At 74.9% G+C, this 25309-nt stretch carries 21 protein-coding genes; 11 read left to right on the forward strand and 10 right to left on the reverse strand.

The annotated features are described in order from the left end of the window. From ACFVX9_RS25590 to ACFVX9_RS25600, 3 genes are all read left to right on the forward strand, one after another. A partial coding sequence (locus ACFVX9_RS25590; RefSeq protein ID WP_387983626.1) for a serine hydrolase domain-containing protein occupies positions 1–1014 on the forward strand: 1014 nt, incomplete at its 5' end. A 164-nt stretch (positions 1015–1178) separates the two neighbouring features. After that, on the forward strand, positions 1179–1985 hold the full coding sequence (locus ACFVX9_RS25595) for a hypothetical protein (RefSeq protein ID WP_380376537.1): 807 nt from the start codon (positions 1179–1181) through the stop codon (positions 1983–1985). A 200-nt stretch (positions 1986–2185) separates the two neighbouring features. Further along, positions 2186–3361 (forward strand): alpha/beta hydrolase family protein, encoded by a 1176-nt coding sequence (locus ACFVX9_RS25600; protein ID WP_387983628.1) that lies wholly within the window; start codon positions 2186–2188, stop codon positions 3359–3361. Between the two features lie 140 nt (positions 3362–3501). Here ACFVX9_RS25600 and ACFVX9_RS25605 read toward each other — a convergent pair whose 3' ends face one another. Beyond that, complete coding sequence (locus ACFVX9_RS25605; RefSeq protein WP_380557848.1) at positions 3502–4041, reverse strand: winged helix-turn-helix transcriptional regulator; 540 nt, start codon at positions 4039–4041, stop codon at positions 3502–3504. Between the two features lie 121 nt (positions 4042–4162). On the opposite strand from ACFVX9_RS25605, the gene ACFVX9_RS25610 reads away from it, so the two are divergent. Further along, positions 4163–5665 carry an MFS transporter gene (locus ACFVX9_RS25610; RefSeq protein ID WP_380376545.1) on the forward strand — a complete coding sequence of 501 codons (1503 nt, stop codon included), beginning with the start codon at positions 4163–4165 and terminating at the stop codon, positions 5663–5665. A 69-nt stretch (positions 5666–5734) separates the two neighbouring features. Next, positions 5735–9415: a SpoIIE family protein phosphatase gene (locus tag ACFVX9_RS25615; protein WP_387983629.1), complete on the forward strand. Its 3681-nt coding sequence runs from the start codon at positions 5735–5737 to the stop codon at positions 9413–9415. Between the two features lie 95 nt (positions 9416–9510). Here ACFVX9_RS25615 and ACFVX9_RS25620 read toward each other — a convergent pair whose 3' ends face one another. The 3 genes from ACFVX9_RS25620 to ACFVX9_RS25630 form a co-directional block, all read right to left on the reverse strand. Then, entirely contained in the window at positions 9511–10578 is a 1068-nt protein-coding gene (locus ACFVX9_RS25620) for an S-adenosylmethionine:tRNA ribosyltransferase-isomerase (protein WP_380424040.1), read from the reverse strand. Next, on the reverse strand, positions 10575–11324 hold the full coding sequence (locus ACFVX9_RS25625; protein ID WP_380376551.1) for an SDR family NAD(P)-dependent oxidoreductase: 750 nt from the start codon (positions 11322–11324) through the stop codon (positions 10575–10577). Before ACFVX9_RS25625 ends, ACFVX9_RS25620 begins: the two co-directional genes overlap by 4 nt. 72 nt (positions 11325–11396) lie before the next feature. Next, on the reverse strand, positions 11397–12365 hold the full coding sequence (locus ACFVX9_RS25630; RefSeq protein ID WP_387983632.1) for a pseudouridine synthase: 969 nt from the start codon (positions 12363–12365) through the stop codon (positions 11397–11399). A 126-nt stretch (positions 12366–12491) separates the two neighbouring features. On the opposite strand from ACFVX9_RS25630, the gene ACFVX9_RS25635 reads away from it, so the two are divergent. From ACFVX9_RS25635 to ACFVX9_RS25645, 3 genes are all read left to right on the forward strand, one after another. Beyond that, the gene (locus ACFVX9_RS25635; protein ID WP_380483933.1) at positions 12492–13580 is read left to right on the forward strand and encodes a PP2C family protein-serine/threonine phosphatase; all 1089 of its coding nucleotides are present in this window, start codon (positions 12492–12494) and stop codon (positions 13578–13580) included. Between the two features lie 130 nt (positions 13581–13710). Beyond that, on the forward strand, positions 13711–14100 hold the full coding sequence (locus tag ACFVX9_RS25640; RefSeq protein ID WP_387983634.1) for a DUF3224 domain-containing protein: 390 nt from the start codon (positions 13711–13713) through the stop codon (positions 14098–14100). Positions 14101–14202: 102 nt separating this feature from the next. After that, complete coding sequence (locus tag ACFVX9_RS25645; RefSeq protein WP_387983636.1) at positions 14203–15273, forward strand: DUF5995 family protein; 1071 nt, start codon at positions 14203–14205, stop codon at positions 15271–15273. Here the strand turns inward: ACFVX9_RS25645 and ACFVX9_RS25650 are convergent. Next, a complete protein-coding gene (locus tag ACFVX9_RS25650) occupies positions 15234–16673 on the reverse strand; it encodes a GuaB1 family IMP dehydrogenase-related protein (protein WP_387983637.1) in 1440 nt (479 codons plus the stop codon). The genes ACFVX9_RS25645 and ACFVX9_RS25650 overlap by 40 nt on opposite strands. 297 nt (positions 16674–16970) lie before the next feature. On the opposite strand from ACFVX9_RS25650, the gene ACFVX9_RS25655 reads away from it, so the two are divergent. Next, positions 16971–18461 (forward strand): SDR family NAD(P)-dependent oxidoreductase, encoded by a 1491-nt coding sequence (locus ACFVX9_RS25655; protein WP_380483941.1) that lies wholly within the window; start codon positions 16971–16973, stop codon positions 18459–18461. A gap of 40 nt (positions 18462–18501) precedes the next feature. Next, complete coding sequence (locus ACFVX9_RS25660) at positions 18502–18954, forward strand: NUDIX hydrolase (RefSeq protein WP_063346495.1); 453 nt, start codon at positions 18502–18504, stop codon at positions 18952–18954. Between the two features lie 133 nt (positions 18955–19087). Here the strand turns inward: ACFVX9_RS25660 and ACFVX9_RS25665 are convergent, their stop codons facing one another. The 3 genes from ACFVX9_RS25665 to ACFVX9_RS25675 are packed head-to-tail and all read right to left on the reverse strand — an operon-like array spanning position 19088 to position 22550. Next, positions 19088–21328: an FtsX-like permease family protein gene (locus tag ACFVX9_RS25665; RefSeq protein WP_387983639.1), complete on the reverse strand. Its 2241-nt coding sequence runs from the start codon at positions 21326–21328 to the stop codon at positions 19088–19090. Beyond that, complete coding sequence (locus tag ACFVX9_RS25670; protein ID WP_380483924.1) at positions 21325–22029, reverse strand: ABC transporter ATP-binding protein; 705 nt, start codon at positions 22027–22029, stop codon at positions 21325–21327. Before ACFVX9_RS25670 ends, ACFVX9_RS25665 begins: the two co-directional genes overlap by 4 nt. Then, the gene (locus ACFVX9_RS25675; protein WP_380376580.1) at positions 22026–22550 is read right to left on the reverse strand and encodes a PadR family transcriptional regulator; all 525 of its coding nucleotides are present in this window, start codon (positions 22548–22550) and stop codon (positions 22026–22028) included. The genes ACFVX9_RS25670 and ACFVX9_RS25675 overlap by 4 nt, the downstream gene beginning before the upstream one ends. A 522-nt stretch (positions 22551–23072) precedes the next feature. On the opposite strand from ACFVX9_RS25675, the gene ACFVX9_RS25680 reads away from it, so the two are divergent. Further along, a complete protein-coding gene (locus ACFVX9_RS25680; protein ID WP_387983640.1) occupies positions 23073–23741 on the forward strand; it encodes a hypothetical protein in 669 nt (222 codons plus the stop codon). 48 nt (positions 23742–23789) lie between these two features. Here the strand turns inward: ACFVX9_RS25680 and ACFVX9_RS25685 are convergent, their stop codons facing one another. Both ACFVX9_RS25685 and ACFVX9_RS25690 read right to left on the reverse strand, forming a co-directional pair. Next, complete coding sequence (locus tag ACFVX9_RS25685; protein ID WP_063346500.1) at positions 23790–24467, reverse strand: YoaK family protein; 678 nt, start codon at positions 24465–24467, stop codon at positions 23790–23792. A gap of 59 nt (positions 24468–24526) precedes the next feature. Continuing rightward, complete coding sequence (locus tag ACFVX9_RS25690; RefSeq protein ID WP_063346501.1) at positions 24527–25261, reverse strand: MgtC/SapB family protein; 735 nt, start codon at positions 25259–25261, stop codon at positions 24527–24529. Positions 25262–25309: the final 48 nt, after the last annotated feature.

Below are 25309 nucleotides of genomic sequence, written 5' to 3' on the forward strand. Positions count from 1 at the left end.
GCGGTGGTCTCCAGGCGGGCTGGCGTCGCCGCGGAGATCCGCGGCGCCGGGCGGACCGGTCCGGGCGGCGCCGTGCCCGGGCCGCACACCCTGTTCGAAGTCGGTTCCGTCACCAAGGTGTTCACCTCGCTCGTCCTCGCGCGGCTGGTGCTCGCCGAATCCGGCGGGGCCGCCACCGGGCTCGACGAACCGCTCGCCGACGTGCTCGCCGACGTACGGCCCGGCGGTGTCGCCGTCCCGGCCAGGGGCGGGCAGCCGATCACCCTGCGGCACCTCGCCACCCACACCTCCGGGCTCCCCCGGCTGCCCCGGGGCCTGCTGGCGACGGCACTGCTCAATCCCAACAAGCCCGATCCGTACGCCCGTTGCAGCACCGAGTACGTCCTCGCCGGGCTGGCCAGGACGAGACTGCGGGCCAGACCCGGGCGTGGCTTCCGCTACTCCAACCTCGGCGCCGGGCTGCTCGGCCTGGCCCTCGCCCACCGGGCCGGCACCGGCTACGAGGAGCTGGTGGCGCGTGAGATATGCGAGCCGCTGGGACTGGTGGACACCCACGTGCGCTCGGGCCGGGAGCAGTCCGGGCGGCTGGCGCACGGGCACACCTCCGGCGGGCGGCCCGTGCCGTACTGGGACTTCGCGGACGTCCCCGGTATGGGCGGGCTCCGGTCGACCGCCTCCGACCTGGCGATACTCCTGCGGGCCCAGCTGGCCGCCGACCGCGAGCCGGACGCGCCGCTGGCGCCCGCGATCACCCTCACCCGGGCGGCCCGGCACCGGGTCAACCCGTTCGCCTGGATGCACCTGGGGTGGCTCGGCCACCGCCTGCACACCCAGCAGGGCGGCCACCTGCAGATCTGGCACAACGGCGGCACGGGCGGGTTCCGCTCCTTCGTGGCCTTCGATCCGGAGAAGCAGGTGGGGGTGGCGGTGCTGGTCAACACCCGTCGCTCCGCCGATCCGGCCGGGACGGCCCTGCTGCGCACGCTGCAGAACGAGTACGCGACGACGAGCTGAGGCGGCGGGTCCGATCGAGCGGCAGGCCGGGTCGAGTGGAGGACCGGGTGCGGCCGTCGGCGGAGTGAGGTGGAGGATGGGGTGAGTTCGTTTCAGGGCCAAGAGGTACGAATTGGCCCTGTTCGAGGGCGCGGCGGTCGGTCGATGCTGAGGATCTGACAGTCGTGGTTCCGGTTGTGGTGTTCGCTCAGCGGGAGGTGGCCGAGGTGGCGGTGGTGTGGCCCTTGTCGCGGGCTCGGTCGGTCGCGGGCGGCGACGGGCGGCTCGGCCGGGCGGTGCGGGTGTACCGGCGGTTCCGGCCGCTGCCGTGGCGGACGCGGGCCTGGCTGGACGCGGCGGCGGCCGCCGTCGCCGGGGCGGCCTGGCTGGCGAGCGGGGAGTGGTGGCCCGCGCCCATGGTGGCCGCGGCGGCGATCACGGCCGCGAGCGGGTACGGGCGGCTGCGGCCGGCACCGGGCCTGCGGGCCGTCCGGGTGCACGAGCGCGGGCTGGTGCTGGTCGGGGCGGACGGCGCGGAGCGGCCCCTGCCGTGGAGTGCGGTGGAGGCCACCGAGTACTCCCCCGGCGGGCGGCACGGGGTGGGCGAGCAGGGCCGGATCTGGCTGGTCGGCGCGGACGAACCGCTGGCACTGGCGCAGCTGCGGCGGCTGGACGAGCTGTTCCGGGAGCTCGACGAGCGGCTCCGCCCGACCCTCCGGGCCGCGCTGCACGAGGCGCTGCGCACGGAGGGCGGCGTCCGGTTCGCCCGGGGGCGGCTGACGCTGACGGCCGGCGGGCTGGTGCACCGGCCGCCGCATCCGCTCGCCGCGACGGAGGCGTTCCGGTGGGCGGAGGTGCAGTCCGCGCGGGCCTCGGATCTCGGGGAGCTGGAGATCCGGACGCACTCGGCCGGCCTGCCGCTCACCCTCCCGGTGCCGAACGCCGGTGCGGCGGCGGCCTTCGTCGAGGAGGTCCGGGCCCGGAGCCTCTGACCAGCGAACGGTCCCGGGGGCTGGACTCCCGGACTCGCTGCTCAGCGGCGAGTTCGGCTCCTCAAAGGACCCCCCCCGGTCCGGTCCGGCCGGCGTCCGTCCGGCCGACCCCTAAGGGTCCCCGCCCGCACCTCCCGGAAGGGATCTGTACGCCGCTGAGGGGACGTCAACTTCCGCTCCCCCGGCCTACCGTCCCTCACATGAACCGACTTCGCGCCACCGCCGCCGCGGCGGCCCTGCTGCTCACCCTGCCGCTGTCCGTCGCCGCCGCCGTGCCGGCCCTGGCCGCTCCCGCCTCCCCGACGAACGTCTCCGCCCCCGCCGCCGTCCACGTCGACCTGCCGCGCCCGACCGGCCCGTACGCGGTCGGGCAGGAGATCCTGCACCTGGTGGACCAGGACCGCCCGGATCCGTGGGTCCCCTCCGCCGGTCCGCGCCAGCTGATGGTGTCGATGTACTACCCCGCGAAGGCCGGGACGGGCAGCGCGGCCCCGTACATGACCCCTGCGGCCGCCCGGATGCTGCTGGACGGGAAGCTCCCGGGCAACACCATCCCGACCGAGACGGTCACCGGCACCCGGACCTGGGCGAAGTCCGACGCGCGCCCGCAGGGCGGCCACTTCCCGCTGGTGGTGCTGTCGCCGGGCTTCACCATGCCGCGGGCCTCGCTGAGCGGCCTCGCCGAGGACCTGACCAGCCGCGGGTACGTCGTCGCGCTGATCGACCACACCTACGAGAACACCGGGACGACGTTCCCCGACGGGCAGACCCTCCCGTGCCTGCTGTGCAACAAGCTGACGACCCCGGAGTCCTGGGCGGCCGTGGACAACAGCCGGGCGAAGGACGTCTCCTTCGTCCTCGACCAGCTGACCGCCCGCCCCCACCCGGCGTGGCGCTACGCCCGCATGATCGACCGCGACCGGATCGGGATGGCCGGGCACTCGGCCGGCGGCGCCTCGACCGTCCCGTCCCTGCTCACCGACGACCGGATCCGGGCCGGGGTGGACCTGGACGGCACCATGGACGTCACCGTCCCCGCCTCCGGGATCGGCGGCAAGCCCTTCCTGATGATCGGCCACCCGCTGCCCGACGGCGCCGAGGACAGCAGTTGGACGGAGAGCTGGCCGCACCTCGACGGCTGGAAGCGCTGGTTGACCTTCGCCGGCTCCAACCACGGCACCTTCACCGACTTCCCGCTGTTCTTCGAGAAGCTCAACCTGCCCCAGCCTCCCGGCACCACGATGTCGGGCGAGCGGGGCGTGGAGCTCACCCGCTCGTACGTGGCGGCCTTCTTCGACCTCCAGCTGAAGGGCGTGCAGCAGCCGCTCCTCGACGGGCCGACCGCCGCCAATCCGGAGGTGACGTTCCAGCCGTAACCGGGACGTGGTGGGCGCGGCCGTCGGCAGCCTGCCGGCGGCCGCGCCGCCGTCTGTCGCCAGCCGTTCGCCGTTCGCCTTTTGCCGTTCGCCTTTTGCCTTTTGCCTTTTGCCTTTTGCCGACCGCCGACCGCCGACCGCTACGCGGCCGCCGCCGAGGCGATCGGTTCGAGCAGCCGGTGCGGGCGGACCAGGGAGCGGGAGACCGGGTCGTCCCGGTGCGTGCCGCCGCGGGCGGGGTTGGGGCGCATCGCGATCTCGGCCGGCGGGACGGGTGCGCCGCCGCACCGCGGGCAGACGCCGACGACGTCCAGGTCGGTGCCGCAGACGGCGTGCGCGAACAGGTGGTGCGGGCCGCCCGCGGTCGCGTGGCGGCCGCCCCAGCGGCTCAACTGGTAGAGCGGCCCCCACAGTTCGAGGCCGGTCCCGGTGAGCAGGTAGCCGTGGCGCAGCGGCGCCTGCTGGTACGGCTCCTTGCGCAGCACCCCGGCCGCGACCAGGGCGTTGAGGCGGGCGGTGAGGACGGCGCGGGGGATGCCGAGGTGGGCGAGGAAGTCGTTGAAGCGCTGCACCCCGTAGAAGGCGTCGCGGAGGATCAGCAGGCTCCAGCGTTCGCCGACCACCTCCAGGGCGCGGGCCAGTGCGCAGTCCTGCTGTTCGTAGTCGGTTCCCAGCGCCATGCGGGTCAGCCTAGTCCACCCGGACAGAGGGTTCAATGAACAGACCAATGGTGGTAGCGTGCCGACCGAGACGAAGGTTCATTCACCAGACCTAAGGTCCGCGCTCCGGAGGGAACACCCCATGTCCCCCGCACCACCCGGCTCCTCCCCCGGCTCCTCCCCCGTCACCGTGCCCGTCACCGCGCCCGCCCGGCCCCGCGCCACCCTGGCCGCCACCGCGGCCGCAACCGCGCTGGTCACCGTCGCCTACACCGCCCCCACCGCCTCGCTCGCCGCCACCGCCCAGGCCGCGCACCTCGGGGCCACCGGCCGGACCTGGATCCTCACCGGCACCCTGGTCGGCATCTCCGCCCTGCTGCTCACCGCCGGAAGCGCCGCCGACGACCACGGCCGCAAGCGGGTCTTCACCTTCGGCGTGCTGCTGTTCGCGGCCGCCGAGGCGCTGGCCGCGCTGGCCCCCGGCGGCGCCGTCTACCTGGCCGCCCGGGTGCTGCTCGGCGTCGCCTCGGCCGCCGTCCTGGCACCCGCGCTCGGCCTGATCAGCCACGCCCACCCGCCCGGACCGGGCCGGATCCGGGCCCTCGGGGTCTGGGGCGCCGCCGTCGGCCTCGGCATCGCCGTCGGCCCGGTGTACGGCGCGCTGGTCGGGCAGTGGGCCGGCTGGCGCGCGGTCAGCGGCGGGATCGCGATCGTCTCGGCCGCCGTGGCGGCGTACGCGGCCACCGTCCTCACCGAGTCCCGGGCCGAACGGCCACGCGCCCTCGATCCGTACGGGGTGCTGACGCTGGCCGCCGGGACGTCCTGCCTGATCGCCGGGCTGGCCGAGGGGCGCGGCGGCTGGGGGCGGCCGGTGGTCGTCGCGCTGCTGGCCCTCGGCGTGCTGCTGCTGGCGCTGTTCGGGCTGGTCGAGGCGAAGACCCGGGAGCCGATGCTGGACCTCGCACTGTTCCGCAGCCCCGGCTTCGTCGCCGCCACCGTCGGGGCGCTGTTCACCGGGCTCTCGCTGGTCGGCTTCATGAGCTACCTGCCGACCCTGCTCCAGGGCGTCCTGGGCCTGTCCGGCCTGGCCGCGGGCGGGGTGCTGGCGCTCTGGTCGGGCCTGTCGGTGCTGTCCGCGCTCCAGGCGCGGCGGCTGGCGGCGCACCTGTCGGCCACCGCGCAGGTCGCCGTCGGACTCGCGGTCTGCGGCCTCGGCGAGGCGGGCCTGTACGGGCTGGCGCCCGGCTCCGGCTGGCTGCGGCTGGCGCCGGGTCTGGCGGTGGCGGGCGTCGGCAGCGGGGTGCTCAACGCGGCGCTGGCCCGGCTGGCCGTCAGCAGCGTCCCGGCGCACCGGGCGGCCATGGGCTCGGGTGCCAACAACACCTCCCGGTACCTGGGCTCGGCGCTCGGCGTCGCGGTCACCGTGGCCGTCGCGGGCTCGGCCCGACCGGGCGGCCCCGGCCGGGAGGCCGCCGCCCGCGCCCTGGCGGCGGGCACCGACCGGGCCGTCCTGGTCGCCGCCGCCCTGTGCCTCGTCGGCGCGCTGCTCGCCCTGGCCGCCCGCACCGCCGAAGTCCGAGGCGCCGAAGCCCGGCGAGCCCTTCCCGGAGCGCCCGCTGCCGCACCGGTGAGCCCGCTACGGTGAGCGGCCCGCCGGGGCCGCGTGCGAAGATGGCAGGGCTGGTGGGGACGATCTCCGGACGGTTCTCTGGCCATGGTGAACGACAACGAGCACCACCAGGGCGAGCCGCAACAGGACGCCCTGCTGATGGTGCCGATCGCGACGGCGCTGATCGAGGCCGACGGCCGGATCCTGCACTGGAGCGGCGACGCGGAGGCACTGCTCGGCTACTCCCCGGGGCAGGCGGTCGGGGCCAGGGCCGCCAAGTTGCTGACCTCCGAGGAGCAGCGGCCCGAGGTGCTGGAGCTGTTCCAGCAGATCCTGAACGGCCGGCCCTGGTCCGGCGTGTTCCCGGTCCGGCACCGGGACGGGCACCTGGTGAACCTGGAGTTCCGCACCCATCCGATCACCGGGCCGGACGGCCGCACGCTGGTGCTGGCCGTCGCCTCCGACGTGACCACGCTGCGCCGGATCCAGGCGGACCTGGCGGTGCTCGACGGCTTCTTCACCCAGTCCCCCGTGGGCATGGGCGTCTTCGACCCCGAGCTGCGGTTCGTCCGGCTGAACGAGGCGCTGGCCCGGGCCAACGGCCTGCCCGTCGAGGAGCAGCTCGGCCACCGGCTCACCGAGGTGCTGCCCGGGATCAACGGCGCCGAGGCCGAGGCGGTGATGCGGCGGGTGCTGGAGAGCGGCGAACCGGTGGTGGACACCCGCTCGCACGGCCGCACCCCGGGCGACCCGCAGCGCGACCACGCGTGGTCCGCCTCGTACTTCCGGCTGGAGGAACCCGGCGGCCGGGTGCTCGGCGTGAGTTCCACCGTCATCGACGTCACCGAGCGGTTCCGCGCCGAGGCCCGGGCGGCGCGCGCCCAGGAGCGGCTGGCCCTGCTGGTCGACGCGACCGCCTCCATCGGCACCACGCTCGACCTGCGGCAGACCGCCCGGGAGCTGGCCGACACGATGGTGCCCAGGGTCGCCGACATCAGCGGGGTGTTCGCGCTGGAGGTGCTGGTGGCCGGGCGGAACGTCGAACCGCCCGACCCGGACGCGCCGCAGCTGGTCCGCCGGCTGGCCCTGGCCACCACCGACCCGCTGTACCCGGCCGAGTCACTGCCGGTGGAATCGCTGTACGAGCTGACCCCGGACTCGCCGTACGCCCGGGCGCTGGCCACCGGGCGGACGGTGGTGGTGCCGTCCTGGGAGCTGCCGCTGCTGAGCGAGGCCATCACCGAGAGCCACCGCCGGGCCTACCTCGGCGACCGGCCGCGCTCGGTGCGGATCACCCCGCTGGTCGCGCGCGGCACCACGCTCGGCATGGTGGTGTACTCGCGGCGCGGCGACCGGGAGTCGTTCGCCGAGGCCGACATCACCCTCGGCGACGAGCTGGCCTCGCGGGCCGCCGTCGCGATCGACAACGCCCGGCTGTACCTGCGCCAGCACCAGACCGTCCTGGCCCGGCAGCAGGCGCTGCGCGAGGCGAAGGCCGCCCAGGAGCGGCTGGCGCTGGTCAACGTGGCCTCCGCCCGGATCGGCACCACCCTCGATCTCGCCCAGACCGCACAGGAGTTGGCCGAGGTGGCGACGCCCAGGCTGGCCGACTCCGTGGTGGTGGAGGTGCTGGAGGAACTGGTCCGCGGCGAGCGCGAGGCCCGCGCCCCGGAGGACGGTTCGGCGCTGCTGCGGCGGATGGCCTTCCACTCGGTGCCCGGCTCGACATTGCGGCCGGTCGCCCGGCTCGGCGGGGTGCACCGCTTCGCACCCGGCACGCCGTACGCGTGGAGCCTGGCACACCGCAAGCCGGTCCTGGTGCCGCGGATGGACGCGGAGGGGCTGGCCTGGTTCGCCGACGACCCGGTGCGCGCCGCGGCGGTGCGGGAGCAGAACGTCCACTCCTTCATGGTCGTCCCGCTGATCGCGCGCGGCACCGCGGTCGGCGTCGCGGGCTTCTACCGCACCCTGGTGGAGCGCCCGTACGAGGAGGACGACATGGCGCTGGCCGGCGAGTTGGCGGTGCGGGCCGCCGTGTCGATCGACAACGCACTGCTGTTCACCCGCGAGCGGGACGCGGCCGCCGCCCGGCAGCGGGCGCTGGACGCGGCCCGGGCCGCGCAGCAGCGGCTGTCACTGCTCAACGAGGCCAGCACCCGGATCGGCACCACCCTCGATCTGCACCGCACCGCCCAGGAGTTGGTGGAGGTGGTGATCCCGCGCTTCGCCGACTTCGTCACCGTGGACCTGCGCGACGCGGTGCTCGGCGGTGAGGAGCCCGGCCCCGTCCCGGATAACGAGTCGATACTGATGCGGGCGGTGGCGGTCGGCGAGACGGCTCAGGACGGCACCATGACGGCGGCCTCCGACCAGGTCGGCGAGACCTCGCAGTCCGCCCAGCTGTACGCGCAGAGCCTGCGCACCCGGCGCTCGATCCTGGTCTCCGAGGTGACCGAGGAGGAGATGCGTCGGATCGCCGCCTCACCCGACCGGGTCCAGCCGGGGCTGGCCGCCGGGGTGCACTCGTACCTGATGGTGCCGCTGGTGGCGCGCGGACTCGTACTGGGCGGCGCGGAGTTCGTCCGCACCCGCAACCCGGAGCCGTTCGGCCCGGAGGACCGCTCACTGGCCGAGGAACTCGCCGCGCGCACCGCCCTCGCGATCGACAACGGCCGGCTCTACCGGCGCGAGCGGGACACCGCGCTCACCCTCCAGCGCAGCCTGCTGCCGCAGGAGATCCACCGCACGCTCGGCCTGGACCTCGCCTACCGCTACCTGCCCAGCAGCGTGGTCAGCGAGGTCGGCGGCGACTGGTTCGACGTCGTGCCGCTCTCCTCGGGGCGGGTCGCGCTGATCGTCGGCGACGTGATGGGCCACGGCATCCGGGCCGCCGCCACCATGGGCCAACTGCGCACCGTAGCCCGGACGTTGATCACCCTGGACCTGAGTCCGGAGCGTGTCCTGCACCGGCTGGACGAGGCCTCCAGCGCCCTCGGCGAGGGCCAGTTCGCCACCTGCGTCTGTGTGGTGTACGACCCGGTGGACCGCCACTGCACCGCCGCCTGCGCCGGCCACCTGCCGCCCGTCGTCGCCGATCCGCAGGGGCGGGCGCACCTGGTCGAACTGCCGCCCGGCGCACCGCTCGGCGTCGGCGGAGTCCCGTTCGAGAGCGTGGAGTTCACCCTCCCCGAGGAGGCCATCCTGGTGCTCTACACCGACGGGCTGGTCGAGCGCCGGGGCCACGACATCGACGAGGGACTGCAGTTGCTCTGCCGGACGGTCGCCGACCGGCGCCGCTCGCTGGAGCAGACCTGCGACGCCGTCCTGGCCGAACTCACCGGCCCCACCAGCGAGGACGACATCGCCGTCATCATGGCGCAGGTCCGGCCGGTCGGCGCGGACCGGATCGCCAGCCTGCCGCTCACCGGCGACCGCGCGATGGTCGCCCACTCGCGCCGCTTCACCCGCGAGACGCTGGCCGCCTGGGGCCTCGAAGCGCTCGCCGACTGGGCCGAACTGCTCACCAGCGAGCTGATCACCAACGCCCTGGTGCACGCCGGATCCCCCACCCAGCTGCGGCTGTTCTGCAACCGGGCGCTCACCGTCGAGGTCGCCGACCAGGAGAGCGAGACGCCCCGGATCCGGCGCGCCCGCGCCGAGGACGAGGGCGGGCGCGGCATCCACCTGGTCAACGAGCTCGCGCACCGCTGGGGCAGCCGCCGCACCGGGGACGGCAAGGTGGTCTGGTTCGAGCTGGAACTGCCCCCGGGCAGCCCGTCCGAGTGATCCGGCCCGCGACCGGGCGATCCGGGCCCGCGACCGGGTGGCACGGCCTGCGACCGGGCGGTTCGGCCCGCGACCAGGAGGCACGGCCCGCGGGCTCAGTCCGGCAGGAGCAGGTTCACGTCGCCGAACTCGTGCCAGAGGTAACGGTGCTGGACGGCAGCCCGGTAGCACTCGGCGAGCAGGGGCCGCCCGGCGACGGCGGCCAGCATCAGCAGGTGCGAGGCGCGGGGCTCGTGCCAGCCGGTGAGCAGGCCGTCGACCGCGCGCACCCCGCGCTCCGGGGTGATCACCAACTCCGTCCAGCCGTCCGCCTCCTGGACGGTGCCGTCCGGCGCGGCGGCCGACTCCAGGGCGCGCACCACCGTGGTGCCGACGGCGATCACCCGCCCGCCGCCGGCCCGCACATGGCCGACCAGGCGGGCGGTGGCCGCCGGGACGTGGAACCGCTCGGCGTACGGCGCCTCGTGCGCCTCCGGCGAGGCCACCCCGGTGTGCAGTGTGACCGGCGCGACCAGCACCCCGCGACCCGCCAGCCGGGCCACCACCTCCGCGCTGAACGGCCTTGCGGCGCTGGGCATCTCGCTGCTGCCGGGGGCGGTCGCGAAGACCGTCTGGTAGGCCTCGATCGGCCAGTCGCGGTCCACGTAGCCGTACCGGATCGCCTTGCAGTGCGCCTCCAGGTACGACAACAGCCCTGCTGGAAAGGTCAGTCGGGCGTACCAGAGCCGGGCGGTGAACGGTGCGACCAGCTCGGCCGCGCCGCCGGCGGGCAGCGCCACCCGCAGACCAGGCCGGGCCGGGGAGTCGGCCGGCGGGTAGCAGGCGGCCGCCGCACCCGACACCACCCGCCGCAACTCCACCAGGTAGGAGCCACGTTGGTCGGGCTGGGCGGAGGACAGGTGCAGCGCGACCGCCGTACCGTCGGGCAGCCGGCCGGGCAGTGCGGCCGGCAGGGTGGCCGAGTTGTTGACCACCAGCAGGTCACCCGCGCGCAGCACCCCGGGCAGCTCGGTGAAGCGGTGGTGCTCGACGCTCCCCCGGTCGCGCCGGCCGACCAGCATCCGCACGCCGTCCCGCGCCCCGCCGCGCGCCTCCGCCGGTGCCCGGGCGGAGAGTTCGGGCGGCACGGCGACGTCGAGGCCGAGGTCCGCCAGTCCGGTCATCGCCCACCCCGGGCCGCGGCCCTCAGGTCCTCGGCGCGGTAGCGGCCGGAGGGGGCGCGGTCGTGCAGCAGTCCGAGCAGGACCGGCACCACCTCCTCGGGCAGCGGCTCGCCGGAGATGTCCTCACCGGGGCTGGCCTCCTGCAACATCCCGGTGCGCATGCTTCCCGGGTCCACCGCCCACACCCGCAACTCCGGCTCCTCGCGGGCGAGTACGGCGGTGGCGAGGTCGAGCGCCGCCTTGCTGGCGCCGTAGCCGCCCCAGCCGAGATAGGGCACGACGGCGGCGTCCGAACTGATGTTGAGCACGGCCCCGGCGTGGGCGCGCAGCTGCGGCAGGACGAGCTGGGTGAGGGCGATCGGGGCGAGCACGTTGACCTCGAAGGTCTCCAGCAGGTCCGGCAGCGGGAAGTCGGCCAGCCGGGGCAGCGGTTCGGCGCCGGGCGCGGTGGCGCCGTTGAGCGTACCGGCGTTGTTGACCAGCAGGCTCGCGCCGCCGAGCCCGTCGGCGGCCGCGGTCAGGTGGGCGCGGTGGTCGTCGTCGACGATGGAACCGGGGAGGGCGACGACCTTGGTGACGGCGGCCAGGGCCGCCTCGGCGGCGGCGAGTCCGGCCGCGCCGCGGGCGCTGATCACCAGCTGCCAGCCGTCGGCGGCGAGGGCCCGGGCGAGCGCCAGGCCGAGCCCCCGGGAGGCGCCGGTGACCACGGCGACGGGGGCGGGGGCGGTGTGCTGTGCTGCGTTCATGCCCCCACCCTCGCCCCGCAGGGGGCGGCGGCGGATCGGCCACCGGAACCGGGACCCGGTCGTCCGTTGGGCCTACGGCACCTGGGTCGCCGGACCGGGGCCGGCGGCCCAGGCTTGCGGGTCCGTCCAGGCGGCGAGGGTGCGACGGGTGTCGAAGCGGTGCTCCCGGCCGGTCAGCGGGTCGGTGAACTCGACGACCGAGGCGAGGAGTTGGAGCGGGCGGCGGAAGTCGTCCGGGGCCGGTTCGGGCAGCACCACCGGATACACCGGGTCGCCGAGGATCGGCACGCCGAGGCCGCACATGTGCAGCCGCAGCTGGTGGGTGCGCCCGCTCAGCGGCCGCAGCCGGTAGCGGGCCAGGCCGTCGCGGCGTTCCAGCAGGTCGATCCGGCTCTCGCTGTTCGGCGGCGCGTCGAGCTCCCGGGCCGCGATCACCCCGCGCTCCTTGAGGATGTGGCTGCGCACGGTGCGCGGCAGGTCCAGCGCCGGGTCGTACGGGGCGATCGCCTGGTACTCCTTGCGCACCAGCCGGTCGCTGAACAGCGTCTGGTAGGCACCGCGCTCCTCGGGCCGCACCACGAACATGGCCAGGCCCGCGGTGAGCCGGTCGAGCCGGTGCGCGGGGCTGAGGGCGGGCAGGTCGAGACTGTGCCGCAGCCGGGACAGCGCCGTCTCGACGACGTGCCGGCCGCGCGGGGTGGTGGCCAGGAAGTGCGGCTTGTCGACGACGACCAGGTGTTCGTCGCGGTGCAGCACCTCCAGTTCGAACGGGACGTGGACCTCCTCGGGGAGGTCCCGGTAGAACCACAGGTGCGCGCCGGGCCGGAACGGCTCGTCCGGGGCGACCGGGCCGTGCTCGCCGACGATCTCGCGGCCGCTCAACGCCGCGTCGATCCGCGCGGCGCCCACGGCCGGCAGCCGCTCGACCAGGTAGGCGCGGACGGTCGGCCAGGGGCCCTCGGGCGGCAGCCGCAGGTGCACCGGGTCCACACCGTGGCGCTGCGGAAGGGGGGAGGCCGGGCGGCGGCTCTTGCGTCTCATCTCCCGGCCAGCGTAGTCCGCCCGCTGGGGCGGCCTCGGCCGAGGTCCCCGAGGTGCCGCTCACGGGGAGTGCGGAGCACAGTGGACGGTAGGTCGCCAATCCGCCGGGAGCAGCCGGGAGGACGTGTGAGCGCAGACGGCCCGGGCGGTGTGCCGCCGCTGCACCTGCCGCGGCGCACCCGGATGCTGCTGGTCGGCGCCTTCGGGCTGCTGGTCGCCGCCGTGGTGGCCGACCTGGTGACCGGGCCGGGGACGACCCTCTCCCCCGTACTGGCCGTCGCGCCGGTCCTGGCCGGGGCGACCACCCGCAGCGCCCGGGTGCCGCTGGCCGCCGGGGGCATCGCCGTCGTGGCGGTCGGGCTGCTGGAGACCACCAACACCGAACTGCCGGCCGAGGTGCACATCACCGCGCTGATCACGGTGCTCGCGGCGACCCTGGCCAGCGCCGCCAACGTCGTCCTGGTCTCGGCCCGGGAGCGGGAGCTGTTCCACGTCCGGACGGTCGCCGAGGCGGCGCAGCGGGCCCTGCTGCGACCGCCGCCGGAACGGATCGGGCGGCTGCGCACCGCGGTGCGCTACGTCGCGGCGGCGGCCGAGGCACGCATCGGCGGGGACCTGTACGCGGTGGTCGACACCCGCTACGGCGCCCGGATCCTACTCGGGGACGTGCAGGGGCACGGGCTGCCGGCGGTGGAGACGGCGGCGGACGTGCTGGGGGTGTTCCGCGAGGCGGCCCGGACGGAGCCCGATCTCGGGCGGCTGGCCGAGCGGCTGGACGCGGCGCTCGCCGCCCGACCGGGCGAGGGGCGCTTCGCCACCGCGCTGCTGCTGACCGTGCCCGCGGAGCGGGGGCCGGTCGGCGTGGTCAACTGCGGGCACCCGCCCCCGCTGCTGCGCCGCGCGGGCCGGGTGCACGCGCTGACGCCGCCGTACGCCGCGCCGCCGCTCGGGCTGCTGGGGCTGACCGGTGACGGGTATCCGACGGGCCGCTTCGAGCCGCTGCCGGGGGACCTGCTGCTCCTGTACACCGACGGCATCACCGAGGCCCGCAACGCCGAGGGGCGGTTCTACCCGCTGGAGGAGCGGCTGCCGGAGCTGCCCGCGGGGAGCCCGGCGGACCTGCTGGAGGACCTGCTCGCGGACGTCGACGGCTGGGTCGGCGACGCCGGGCTGACGGACGACGCGGCGCTGCTGGCGCTCCGCTGGGAGCACTGACGGGCGGACGAGCAGGCCGGCGGGCCGGCGGGAACAGTGACGGCCCGGCCGATTGTCAGAGCCGTGTGCAAGGCTTCGCACACGGTCGGTGAGGGGCCGGCCGGGCAACGATCGTCGGGAGGAGAACACCATGGGGTCCAAGGCCAACGGGTCGTTCGAGCTGACCAGCTTCGAACCGGTGGAGACGGAGGAGCGCGAGGGTGCGGCCTTCGGGCGGGTCCGGATCTCCAAGAACTTCACGGGCGGGCTGAGCGGCACCAGCGAGGTGCGGATGCTCTCCGTCGCGGGCCCCTCGGGCGGCCCGGCGTCGTACGTCGCGGTGGAGCACGTGACGGGCGAACTGGACGGGCGGATGGGCTCGTTCGTGCTCCAGCACGCGGCGTGGGACACCGGCGGGACGACCATACGCGTGGTGCCGGGCACCGGGTCGGGCGAGCTGGCCGGGCTCACCGGCGAGTTCCGCCTGGCCGTCGACGAGGCCGGCACTCACACCTACGTCCTGGAGTACGACCTGGGCTGATCACCTGGTCTCCCCCGCGCGCCGCGTGCCGCACGCACCGGGCTGCCGTCCGCGCTGCCACGATGATGCGATCAGTGCACGATCGACATCGGAGGGTGGCGCATGCCCGGTACGACGATGGCGGCGGACGGCACGCCGGTCGCGGTGCTGGCCGCGAATACGGTCACAGCGCCTGTCGCGACTCCTGTCACGGCGCCGGTCACGGCTCACGTCACGGCGCCGGTCACGGTCGAGGAGGTGGTCGGTCGGCTGCGGGAGATCGGGGCGGGTCTGCCCCCGGCGGACGGGGTGGCGGTCTTCAACCGGCTCTACCTCACCGTCACGGAGGCCGTCCGCGACCGGCTCGGCGGCTCGTACTTCGCCGATCCGGCGGCGATGGCCGAACTGGACACGGTGTTCGCCGGGCGCTACCTGCTGGCCGTGGCCGCCGACGCGGCCGGGCAGGAGCCGCCCGCCTGCTGGCGGCCGCTGTTCGCGCTGCGCGCCCACCCGGGGGTGCACCCGCTGCAGTTCGCGCTGGCCGGGATGAACGCCCACATCCAGCACGACCTGCCGCTCGCCGTCGTGGACACCTGCCTGCGGCGGGGCTGCGAGCCGGCCGGGCTCGCGGCGGACTACCACCGGATCAACGGTCTGCTGGCGGAGGTGGAGACGGCCGTCCGGGAGCAGCTGATGCCCGGCCCGGACGTGCTGGAGCGCGCCGAGCCGCTCACCCACCTGCTCGGCGTCTGGTCCGTGGAGGCCGCCCGCGAGGGGGCGTGGTCCGCCGTCCAGGCGCTCTGGGAGCTGCGCGCGGTGCCGGCCGCCGCGCGGGCCTTCGCCGCCGCCCTGGACTGCTCGGCCGGCCTGCTCGGCCACGCCCTGCTGCTCCCGCTCGGCCCGCACCCCGCGCGGGACGCAGCCGGCGGCGCACCGGGCACGGCGGACGCACCAGGCACGGCGGCGGACGCACCGGCCGCACCGGCCGCACCAGGCAAGGCACTGCACGCACCGGGCACGGCGCCCGACGCACCAGGCACGGCGCCGGACGTACCCCGCAAGGCACCGGACGCGCCCCGCACGGCGGCCGGCCGGCTCCCCGAGGCGAGGAACCGGCCGGCCGGTGAAGGAGCGGGCGCTCGGGCCCGGCCCGATCAGGCCCAGCTGGAGTGCAGCGGCTTGCCCTCGGCGTAGCCGGCCGCGCTCTGGATGCCGACGATCGCCTTCTCCTGGAACTCCTCCAGGGTGTTGGCGCCCGCGTAGGTGCAGGAGCTGCGCACACCGGCCACGATCGAGTCGATCAGGTCCTCGACGCCCGGGCGGGCCGGGTCGACGAACATCCGGGAGTGCGAGATGCCCTCCTCGAACAGCGCCTTGCGGGCCCGGTCGTACGAGGAGTCCTGGGAGGTGCGGTTGCTGACCGCACGGGCCGAGGCCATGCCGAAGCTCTCCTTGTACTGGCGGCCGTCGGCGGCGGTCTGCAGGTCGCCCGGGGACTCGTAGGTGCCGGCGAACCAGGAGCCGATCATCACGTTGGAGGCGCCGGCGGCCAGTGCCATCGCGACGTCGCGCGGGTGGCGGACGCCGCCGTCGGCCCACACGTGCTTGCCGAGCCGGCGCGCCTCGGCGGCGCACTCCAGCACGGCGGAGAACTGCGGGCGGCCGACGCCGGTCATCATCCGGGTGGTGCACATGGCGCCGGGGCCGACGCCGACCTTGAGGATGTCGGCGCCCGCCTCGACCAGGTCGCGGACACCGGCGGCGGAGACCACGTTGCCGGCCACGATCGGGATCCGCGGGTCGAGGCCGCGCACCGCGCGCAGCGCGCTGATCATCGATTCCTGGTGGCCGTGCGCGGTGTCCACGACCAGCACGTCGGCGCCGGCGTCGATCAGGGCCTTGGCCTGGCCGGCCACGTCGCCGTTGATGCCGACGGTGGCGGCGATCCGCAGTTTGCCGGCGGCGTCCACGGCCGGGGTGTACAGGGTGGCGCGCAGCGCGCCCTTGCGGGTGAGGATGCCGACGAGCCGGCCCTCGGCGTCGACGACCGGGGCGAGCTTGCGGTGCGCCTCGGTGAGCTTGTCGAAGGCGGTGCGCGGGTCGATGCCCTCGTCCAGGAGCAGCAGGTCGCGGGACATCACGTCGGCGAGGCTGGTGAAGCGGTCCACGCCCTGGCAGTCGGAGTCGGTGACGACGCCGACCGGCTTGCCGTCCTCGACGACCACGAGGGCGCCGTGCGCGCGCTTGGGCAGCAGCGACAGCGCCTCGGCGACGGTGGCGCCGGGGGCGAGGGTGATCGGGGTGTCGTGCACCAGGTGGCGCTGCTTGACCCAGGAGACGACCTCGGCGATGACCTCGGTGGGGATGTCCTGCGGGATGGCGACCAGGCCGCCGCGGCGGGCGACGGTCTCGGCCATCCGGCGGCCCGCGATGGCGGTCATGTTGGCGACGACCAGCGGGATGGTGGTGCCGGTGCCGTCGTCCGAGGAGAGGTCGACCGCCTGCCGGGAGCCCACGGCGGAACGGCTGGGGACCATGAAGACGTCGTCGTACGTGAGGTCGTACGAGGGCTTGAGGTCGTTCAGGAAGCGCATGAAGGGGGCTCTCTGGCTGGGAGAAATTACACCTCGGGTGCGGTTGCGGCACTGCCGCCGGGCGCACTCGGGCGCCCGGCACCCAGCATTCGATTCTCCGGGACGGTGGGATCAAAAGCCAGTTCGAGGCCCATTGCTGGCACTGTGTACAAACCATGATCAATGCTCCGCGCGTAGACTTGGACGATCATCCAAGGCTGGCGGTTTTCGCCCCGGCCTGGGCCGCTCCCGTAGCATTCACGCGGTAACGGCGAGGCGAGCGGGAAGCGGCGACAGGCAATGACGGCGGGCGTGGACATCAAGCAGGACCAGAGCGACACGGACACCGGGGAGGAGATCGACTACGGTCCCGGCCTCGACCCCGAGCGGCTGCGGCTCTGCCTGGACGTGCTCGCCGAGCTCGACCAGCTGCACGTCGACCACCCGGACGCGATCACCGTCCGCCAGGCCGTCGGCGGCATATTCCGGACCCTCAAGCAGCGCCGCCGCCAGGAGACCCGGGCCCGCAAGACCGCCAACGACCGCGAGGTCACCGCGCGCACCGCCACCGGCGCCCCCACCCGGATCGACGACGAGACCGCCGGCGCCTTCGGCCTGACCACCGTCACCAGCACCGAGATCGCCGGCATCCTGGAGCGGCCCCGCTCCTGCTACACGTGCAAGCAGCGGTACGTCGAGGTCGACGCGTTCTACCACAACCTCTGCCAGGACTGCGCCGTCAAGAACCGGTCCCACCGGGACGCCCGCGCCGACCTCACCGGCAAGCGCGCGCTGCTCACCGGCGGCCGGGCCAAGATCGGCATGTACATCGCGCTGATGCTGCTGCGCGACGGCGCCCACACCACCATCACCACGCGCTTCCCCAACGACGCCATCCGCCGCTTCACCGCGATGCCGGACAGCGCCGAGTGGATCCACCGCCTCAAGGTCGTCGGCATCGACCTGCGCGACCCGGCCCAGGTCATGGCGCTCGCCGACGAGGTCGCTGCCGACGGCCCGCTGGACATCCTGATCAACAACGCCGCGCAGACCGTGCGCCGCCCGCCGGAGTCCTACCGCGAGCTGCTCGCCGCCGAGTCCGCGCCGCTGCCGGCCGGCGAGCTGCCGCAGGCCACCACCATCGGCCGCTTCGGCAGCGGCAGCGTCGACCTTCCCGCCCTCCCCCACCAGGCGAGCGGCGACGCGCAGCGGATGGCCGCCGAGGACGTCACCTCGCTCGCGCTCGTCACCGGCTCCGCCACGCCCGCCCGGATCGAGGCCGGCACCGCGATCGACGCCGGCGGACTGGTGCCCGACCTCGCGCCCACCAACAGCTGGGTGCAGACCGTCCAGGAGGTCGGCCCGGTCGAGCTGCTGGAGGTCCAACTCTGCAACTCCACCGCGCCGTTCATCCTGATCAGCCAGCTGCGCCCGGCGATGGCCGCCTCCGCCTCCCGCCGCAAGTACGTGGTCAACGTCTCCGCGATGGAGGGCGTGTTCCAGCGCGGCTACAAGGGCGCCGGCCACCCGCACACCAACATGGCCAAGGCCGCGCTCAACATGCTCACCCGCACCAGCGCGCACGAGATGTTCGAGACCGACGGCATCCTGATGACCGCCGTCGACACCGGCTGGATCACCGACGAGCGGCCGCACCCGGACAAGATGCGGCTGGCCGACGAGGGCTTCCACGCCCCGCTCGACCTGGTCGACGGCGCGGCCCGGGTGTACGACCCGATCGTCCGCGGCGAGCTCGGCGAGGACCTGTACGGCTGCTTCCTGAAGGACTACGAGCGCTCCAACTGGTAACCCCGGTCCCCGCGAGGATCCCCGCGAAGGAGATGGCGAATTGACCACCGCACCGCTGCTCGGCGCAGGAATCATCGTGCCCACCGGGGACGGCCGGGTGCTGATCGGCCGGCGCACCACCGCCGGCGAGCCGCCCACCTGGAGCCTGCCCGGCGGAAAGGTCGATCCCGGTGAGTCCTTCGAGCAGACCGCGGCCCGCGAACTCGCCGAGGAGACCGGCATCGTGCTGCCCGCCGAGCAGATGCGGGTGCTCGCCCTCCTGCTCGACCACGAGCTCGGCCGGCCCCGGCTGACCGCCGCCGTGCTGGCGCCGCCGAGCCTGGCCGAGGCGGTCGTCACCGAGCCGCACGCCTGCGGCGGCTGGGAGCGCGTCGCGCTGGACGCGCTGCCGGAGCCGATGTTCTACCCGTCCTCGCTGGTCCTCGGCAGCTGGCTGCCGGAACGGCCGTCGGCGGTCCGGGCCGGAACGACCGGGTACCCCGTCACCCGCTGAGGGCGACGGGGTACGCCCGGGCGGCGGCGGTCCAGCCCACCCGGGCGCCGACGGTCCAGCTCGCCCGGGCGCCGACGGTCCGGCTCGCCCGAACGGCGACGGGCCGCCGCCCACGCCGGGCGGCGACGGGCCGTCAGCCGTTGCGGGCGGCCTCGGGGCCGGTGATCCGCTTCAGCAGCGGCAGCGTCGAGGCGATGATCCCGACCGAGGCCACCACACCGAGGGCGACGAAGCCGAAGTACACCGCGCCCGGCGACACCAGGTGGTAGTCCATCTGGGAGCTGAGGAACAGGGCCGAGGCGGCGAGGGCCGCGCCGATCGAGATCACCGCCACCGACAGCAGCGGCAGCACGCTCTCCAGCGCGATCACCCGCTGGAGCAGCCGCAGCGGCGAGCCGGTGAGCCGCAGCATCGCGAACGGCCGCCTGCGGTCGGAGAGTCCGGCCACCACGCTGACCGCGAGGCTGCACCCGGCGATCGGGAGCGTGGTCAGCAGCACCACGTTCGCCAACTGCCGCCAGCCGGCGAGCCGTTGCTGGCCTTCGGTGGCCCAGTCGCCGACCGTGTGCGCGTCGTGGTCGGGCCACGCCTCGGTGAACACCGTCCGGACCTGCTCCTTCGCCGCCGTCGATCCGTCGGTCGTGGCGTAGAGCAGTTGGACCGGGAGCTTCGCGACCTCCTCCGCGGAGACCGGGACGGCGGGCCACTCGGCGTCCGGGCGCGAGGTGAGGTTGAGGAACTCGCGCGACGGGACGGCCGCCACGCTCGCCCCGGCCGCACAGTGGCCGACCACCGGGACCTCGGCGAGGTCCGCGCAGGACACCAGGCCGGGGGTGAGGAGCGGGGCGTCCGGGCGCGGGCTCACCGGGATCTTTCCGAGGCCGGCCGGGTTGGTGTGGAGCACCGCGAGACCCCGCAGGCCCGGCACGGCCCGCGCCTGCGCCAGGACCTGCTCCGGCACCGCGTCCGTCAGTTGCCTGCCGTCCCGGTAGTCGCCCTGCACCACGGACGCGCGGGACGACTGGTCGCCATCCAGCGAGCTGCGGTTGGCGTTGATCGTGCCGATGACGCAGACCGTCGACGTGGTGACGAACAGTGCCAGGATCAGGCCGCTGACCGCGCGGAATCCGGCCTTCGGGTCGTCCGCGAGCCGGCGCACCGCGATCAGCGTGGCCGGACGGCTGGTGCGGCGGGCGACCGCACGGGCGGCGACCATGGTCAGCCACGGCCCGGCGATCACCAGGCCGAGCATCACCAGCAGGAACCCGGGCAGGTAGGCCGCCGCCTGTCCGTTCCCGGTGGCCGGACGGCGGCCGAGGAAGTACACCAGCTCCGCGAGCCCGGCCAGCAGCGGGACCAGCCGCCAGGCCCGGGGCGGCCGCGGGGTGACCCGGCGGCTGACGCCCAGCGGGGAGACGGTGACCCGGCGCAGCGCGAACCGGGCCGCCACCGCCGAGGCGAGCGGCACGGCCAGGACGGTGCCCAGCACCTGGAGGCCGGTCAGGCTCAGGTCGTCGAGGTGGAAGCGGCCGCCGGTGAAGGGCACGTCGGCCACCAGCGGGCGCAGCGCCAGGTAGAGGCCGAATCCGGCGGCCGTACCGGCCACCGCGGCGACGGTGGACTCGACCGCGGCGATCACCGAGATCTGCCGCGGGGTGGCACCGACCAGCCGCATCGCGGCGAACCGCTGCTCCCGGGTGGCGGCGGACAGGCGGGTCGCGGTGCCGATGAAGATCAGCACCGGGAAGATCATCGCACCGCCCACCACCGACAGGATGAGCGTCATCGCGTCACCCCGGATGCCCCGGCTCAAGCAGTCGCCGTTCCCGCACTCGGGCCGGGTGGTGGCGATGGCGGTGACGGCGACGGCGCGGGGCGCGGCCTGGACCTCGCCGACCGTCCGGCCGACGACCACGGCCAGCGTGTCCGGAGAGGGCATCGCCGAGTCGTTCAGGGTGCCGGCCATCCGGCCCGGGAAGCGATCGCCCAGCTCGACGGCCGGGACGGTGCGCAGCAGCGCGGCCAGCGCCGGGGAGGCGTAGTACTCGCCGGGGGCCGGCACCCGGTCGAGTCCCGGCGGGACGGGCGAGGTCGGCCCGGTCGCGGCGACGTCGATCTCGCGGATCTCCGAGCCGTCGTAGTAGTCGTTGTGGGGCTGCCACCACAGCGGGTCGACCTGCGCGCTCTCGGTCCGGCTCCGGGCCCCGGAGTCGAGCCAGACCTGGCGCTGGTTGGCGCGGTCGATCGCGTTCATGCTGGCGAGCGTGGACAGCAGCAGCCCGACCCCGATCGCCACCGCCGCCGCGATCATCAGCAGCCGGGCGAGCGCCTCCCGGCCGCCGCTGACCGCCAGCCGGAGCGAGAACCGGATCACGAGGCCACCGACCCGGCTCCGGCCCCGGCCCCGGCGGAGAGCGTGCGGGCCTGGCCGTCGCGGACGATCGCCTCGCGGTCGGCGTAGGCGGCGACCCGCGGCTCGTGGGTGACCAGGATGACGGTGGTGCCCTGCTCCCGGGCCGAGCCGACCATCAGTTCCATCACCTGCTCGCCGGTCAGCGAGTCCAGCGCGCCGGTCGGCTCGTCGGCGAACAGCACCTGCGGCCGGGCCACCAGGCCCCGGGCCAGCGCCACGCGCTGCGCCTGACCACCGGACAGTTCGCCGGAGCGGCGCCGCTCCATGCCGTCCAGGCCGAGCCGGGCGAACCACGGCCGGGCCTGCGCGAGAGCGTCCGCGCGGCGCACGCCGTTCAGCAGCAGCGGCAGCGCCACGTTCTCCTCCGCCGTCAACTCCGGGACGAGCTGGCCGAACTGGAACACGAAGCCGAACTTGTCGCGGCGCAGGGCGCTGCGCCCCGCCTCGTTCAGGGTGTCCAGGCGCTGCCCGTTGAACAGCACCTCGCCCGCGTCGGGCACCAGGATGCCGGCCAGGCAGTGCAGTAACGTCGACTTTCCCGAGCCGCTCGGGCCCATGATGGCGAGCACCTCGCCGGCCTCGACGGACAGGCTCGCCCCGCGCAGGGCGGGGGTTTCACCGAAGGACAGGGCGACGTCGCGGGCCTCGATCACGGCGGTCATGAGCGCACCGCCTCGGCCAGCGCGTCCAGGCGGGCGGTGGTGAGGTCGATCCAGCGCAGGTCGGCGTCCAGGTGGAACAGGCCGTGGTCGGCGAGCAGGGCGTCCACCAGGGCGCCGGTGCGGCGCAGTTCGGTGAGTTCGCGCATCCGGCGCAGGTGGGCGGCGCGCTGGGTGTCCAGGTACTCCTCGGCGTCGCGGCCCAGCATCAGGGCCAGCACCACCTTGGTGAACAGCACGCTCTGCAGGTTGGGTTCGGGCGCGACCGGATCCCGGAGCCAGGTCTCGAACTCCGTCACCCCCGCGTCGGTGATCACGTAGCGCTTGCGTTCGGGTCCGTCGCCGGGCTCCGCCTCGCCCGCGACCACCTTGCCGTCCCGGGCCAGCCGGCCGAGGGTCGCGTACACCTGTCCGTACGGGAGGGGTTTGCCGCGGCCGAAGAGGGAGTCGTAGTCGCGCTTGAGGTCGTAGCCATGGCTCGGCTCCCGCTCCAGCAGCCCCAGCAGGGTCAAAGGAACACTCATGGGGGAGACCATACCCCACGCGTATACTCTGAGTGTATAGCTGGCGAGAATACGGCCCATGCCTGCGGAAACCCCGTCAGAACCCGGGTGAGACCCGGGCGGAAGCCGGTCAGAACGCGGCCAGAGCGCGGTCGGGACCCGGGCGGAAACACCGTCACCCGGGTGCGGGCGGGCAGGAGGCAGCCCCACGCTCACCCCCTGCACCGCACCACGGCCCGGCACCCCCACGGTCAACCGGGCCAAGCCGTCCCCTGACACGAAGGATGCGGCCGGACCCCAGCCTGCCCGCCCACCCGGCCGCTGCCGAGGGCCGAACGTCCCGGGTGCGCGAAGGGGCGCCGGGAGGCCGCGCACCCGGGCGCGACCCGGAACGCGACCGGCGCGCGGCGGCGCCGTCCGCAGGTCCCGGTGGTACGAGCCCGCACGACTCTTGTGCGCGGGCGGCCACCGGGTGGAAATTGGGTGACGAAGCCTCACGACCTCACCACCGCGCCGCCCCAACCCCCCTGAGGAGCCGTCGACGTGTCCAGCACACCCCGCCCCGCCCGGCCCTCGTCGCGCCCGCCGCGAACCGGCCGCCGGCTGCGGCGGGCCTTCGGTGCCCGGCACGAACCGCTGGTCCGGCCCGTCGACCGGGCCCGCGCCCGCGCCTGGCTGCTGAGCGCCTTCGGGGCCCTGCTCGCCCTCGCCTTCGCCACCGGCAGCTCCCTGCTCGCCTACCACGCCACCGCACCCCAGGCCGACAGCGACCGCCTGCGCCTCCACAAGGTCGACGCCGTGGTGCTCACCCTCCCCGACCACGGCTCCGGCACGGACACCGGCGCCGGAGGACGCTTCGGCGCCGGCTACAGCACCCGCGTCGACGCCGAGGCCTCCTGGACCTACCCCGACGGCCAGCCGCACACCGGCACCGTCCAGGCCCCCCGTACGGCCGTCACCGGCACCGTCGTCCCCGTCTGGGTCGACCCCGCCGGCGCCCTCTCCTCGCCCCCGACCAACCGCGCCGCCGTCGCCGTCTCCGCCGTCTGCACCGGCGCCGGCGCCCTCCTCGCCCTCCTGGCCCTGCTCACCCTCGCCCTGCGCCTTCGCCTGCACGTCCTCGACCGCCGCGCCGACGAGGCCTGGACCCAGGGCTGGGCCCGCCTCGAACCCCTCTGGAGCGGCCGCGCCGGCCACCGCCAGGACGACTGACCCCTGTGGACGAGCGGGAACCGGCGAGCAGCGGGACGCGGCGCCGGGTCAGAGCGGGTGGGTCCAGTCCGGGGCGGGGTGGGCTCCGGCGGCCCGGTGGGTGAGGGCCGCGACCGCGACGAGGAGGGCCAGGGCGAGGGTCAGGGCGATGGGGACGTCGGCCTGGCGGATGAGGAGGGCGCCGACGAGGGCGCCGACGAACATCCAGACGGCGGAGGCCAGCCGGCGGGGGCCGGTGCGGTCGGCGGCGAGGGCCGTGATGGTCATGGTGAGCACCGTGGTGGTCAGGTCGGGGACCTTGAGGGAGCGGACCACCGCGTTCTGGCCGCCCATGGCGAAGGCCAGCAGCCCGATGAGGCCGTAGCGGGCCGGGTCGGAGGTGTAGCCGGCCACGGTGGCCAGGGCGATGCTCGCGGCGACGAACACCGTCTGGGCGACCACCGCCGTGGTCAGCAGCCGCCCGCGGTGGTCGGGCAGCCGTCGGGCGAGGTGGCCCCCGACCAGCGCGCCGAGTACGAAGGCGGCGAGGGCGCTCAGCGAGGCGGTGGCGGAGAGTCCGGCGGCACCGGCCAGGGCGAAGCCGAGGAAGACCACGTTGCCGGTCATGTTGGCGACGAAGACGTGGCCGAGCCGGAGGTAGCTGACGGCGTCCACCAGTCCGGTGACGACGGTGAGCACCAGCAGCATCGGCACCAGCGGCCCGTGCCTGGGGTCGGGGGTGAACATCGGGACCTCCTGGTCGGCCTCGTGACGGTGCCTCCGTTCTACCTCCCCCGGGCCGCGCCCTAGGCGAGCGCCGGGCGGCTCGGGTCGTCGGGTTCGTCGTCGAGGTGCCAGTGCAGGTCGCGGACGCCGGGTTCGAGGGAGAGCCGGCTGACGACCTGTTCGAGGGCCGGGGCGACCTGCCCGGTGATGGCCACGGTGGCGCGCAGGCTGGTGGCGTCGCCGCTGTCGGTGCGGCGGGCGCGCAGGCCGGTGGGGGCGAGGCCGGAGGCGGACAGGGCCTGGAGCAGCAGGGCCCGGATGTGGGTCTCGGCCTTGCGCTCGCATTCCAGGTGGACGGTGGCGCGGACGGTGGAGTCGGGGTCGCTGCCGGACTGCGGGGCCCGGTCGAGCATCCGGCCGGCCGGGCGCAGGATCAGGTGGACGGCGAGGACGCCGAGCGTGCCGAGGACGGCGAATTCGAGCTTCCCGGCGGCGGCGAGCACCCCGACGGCGGCCGAACACCACAGCGTGGCGGCGGTGTTGAGGCCGCGGACGCCGGCGCCGTCGCGCAGAATGACGCCACCGCCGAGGAAGCCGATGCCGGAGACGACGTAGGAGGCGACCCGGGTGGGGCTGGCGGCGTCGCCGACGGCCTCGCTGTACAGCACGAACAGGGTGGCGCCGGCGGCGACCAGGGCGTTGGTGCGCAGGCCGGCCATCCTGGCCCGCCACTGGCGTTCGACGCCGATGAGCGCGCCGCAGGCGACCCCGGTGGCGAGCCGGACGAGGAAGTCGGCGGTGGTCAGGGTGTGCACGACGGCACCTCCTTCACTGGGAGAGCTGGGAGAGCGGGGAGAGCTGGA

The organism is Kitasatospora sp. NPDC058243 (genome assembly GCF_042882025.1).
Classification (GTDB): domain Bacteria; phylum Actinomycetota; class Actinomycetes; order Streptomycetales; family Streptomycetaceae; genus Kitasatospora.

Bases quoted from the DNA above. Each gene is read 5' to 3' on its own strand.
- ACFVX9_RS25600 (WP_387983628.1), top strand. From the start codon at position 2,186: ATGAACCGACTTCGCGCCACCGCCGCCGCGGCGGCCCTGCTGCTCACC.
- ACFVX9_RS25605 (WP_380557848.1), bottom strand. From the start codon at position 4,041: ATGGCGCTGGGAACCGACTACGAACAGCAGGACTGCGCACTGGCCCGC.
- ACFVX9_RS25610 (WP_380376545.1), top strand. From the start codon at position 4,163: ATGTCCCCCGCACCACCCGGCTCCTCCCCCGGCTCCTCCCCCGTCACC.
- ACFVX9_RS25615 (WP_387983629.1), top strand. From the start codon at position 5,735: ATGGTGAACGACAACGAGCACCACCAGGGCGAGCCGCAACAGGACGCC.
- ACFVX9_RS25620 (WP_380424040.1), bottom strand. From the start codon at position 10,578: ATGACCGGACTGGCGGACCTCGGCCTCGACGTCGCCGTGCCGCCCGAA.
- ACFVX9_RS25625 (WP_380376551.1), bottom strand. From the start codon at position 11,324: ATGAACGCAGCACAGCACACCGCCCCCGCCCCCGTCGCCGTGGTCACC.
- ACFVX9_RS25630 (WP_387983632.1), bottom strand. From the start codon at position 12,365: ATGAGACGCAAGAGCCGCCGCCCGGCCTCCCCCCTTCCGCAGCGCCAC.
- ACFVX9_RS25640 (WP_387983634.1), top strand. From the start codon at position 13,711: ATGGGGTCCAAGGCCAACGGGTCGTTCGAGCTGACCAGCTTCGAACCG.
- ACFVX9_RS25645 (WP_387983636.1), top strand. From the start codon at position 14,203: ATGCCCGGTACGACGATGGCGGCGGACGGCACGCCGGTCGCGGTGCTG.
- ACFVX9_RS25650 (WP_387983637.1), bottom strand. From the start codon at position 16,673: ATGCGCTTCCTGAACGACCTCAAGCCCTCGTACGACCTCACGTACGAC.
- ACFVX9_RS25670 (WP_380483924.1), bottom strand. From the start codon at position 22,029: ATGACCGCCGTGATCGAGGCCCGCGACGTCGCCCTGTCCTTCGGTGAA.
- ACFVX9_RS25675 (WP_380376580.1), bottom strand. From the start codon at position 22,550: ATGAGTGTTCCTTTGACCCTGCTGGGGCTGCTGGAGCGGGAGCCGAGC.
- ACFVX9_RS25685 (WP_063346500.1), bottom strand. From the start codon at position 24,467: ATGTTCACCCCCGACCCCAGGCACGGGCCGCTGGTGCCGATGCTGCTG.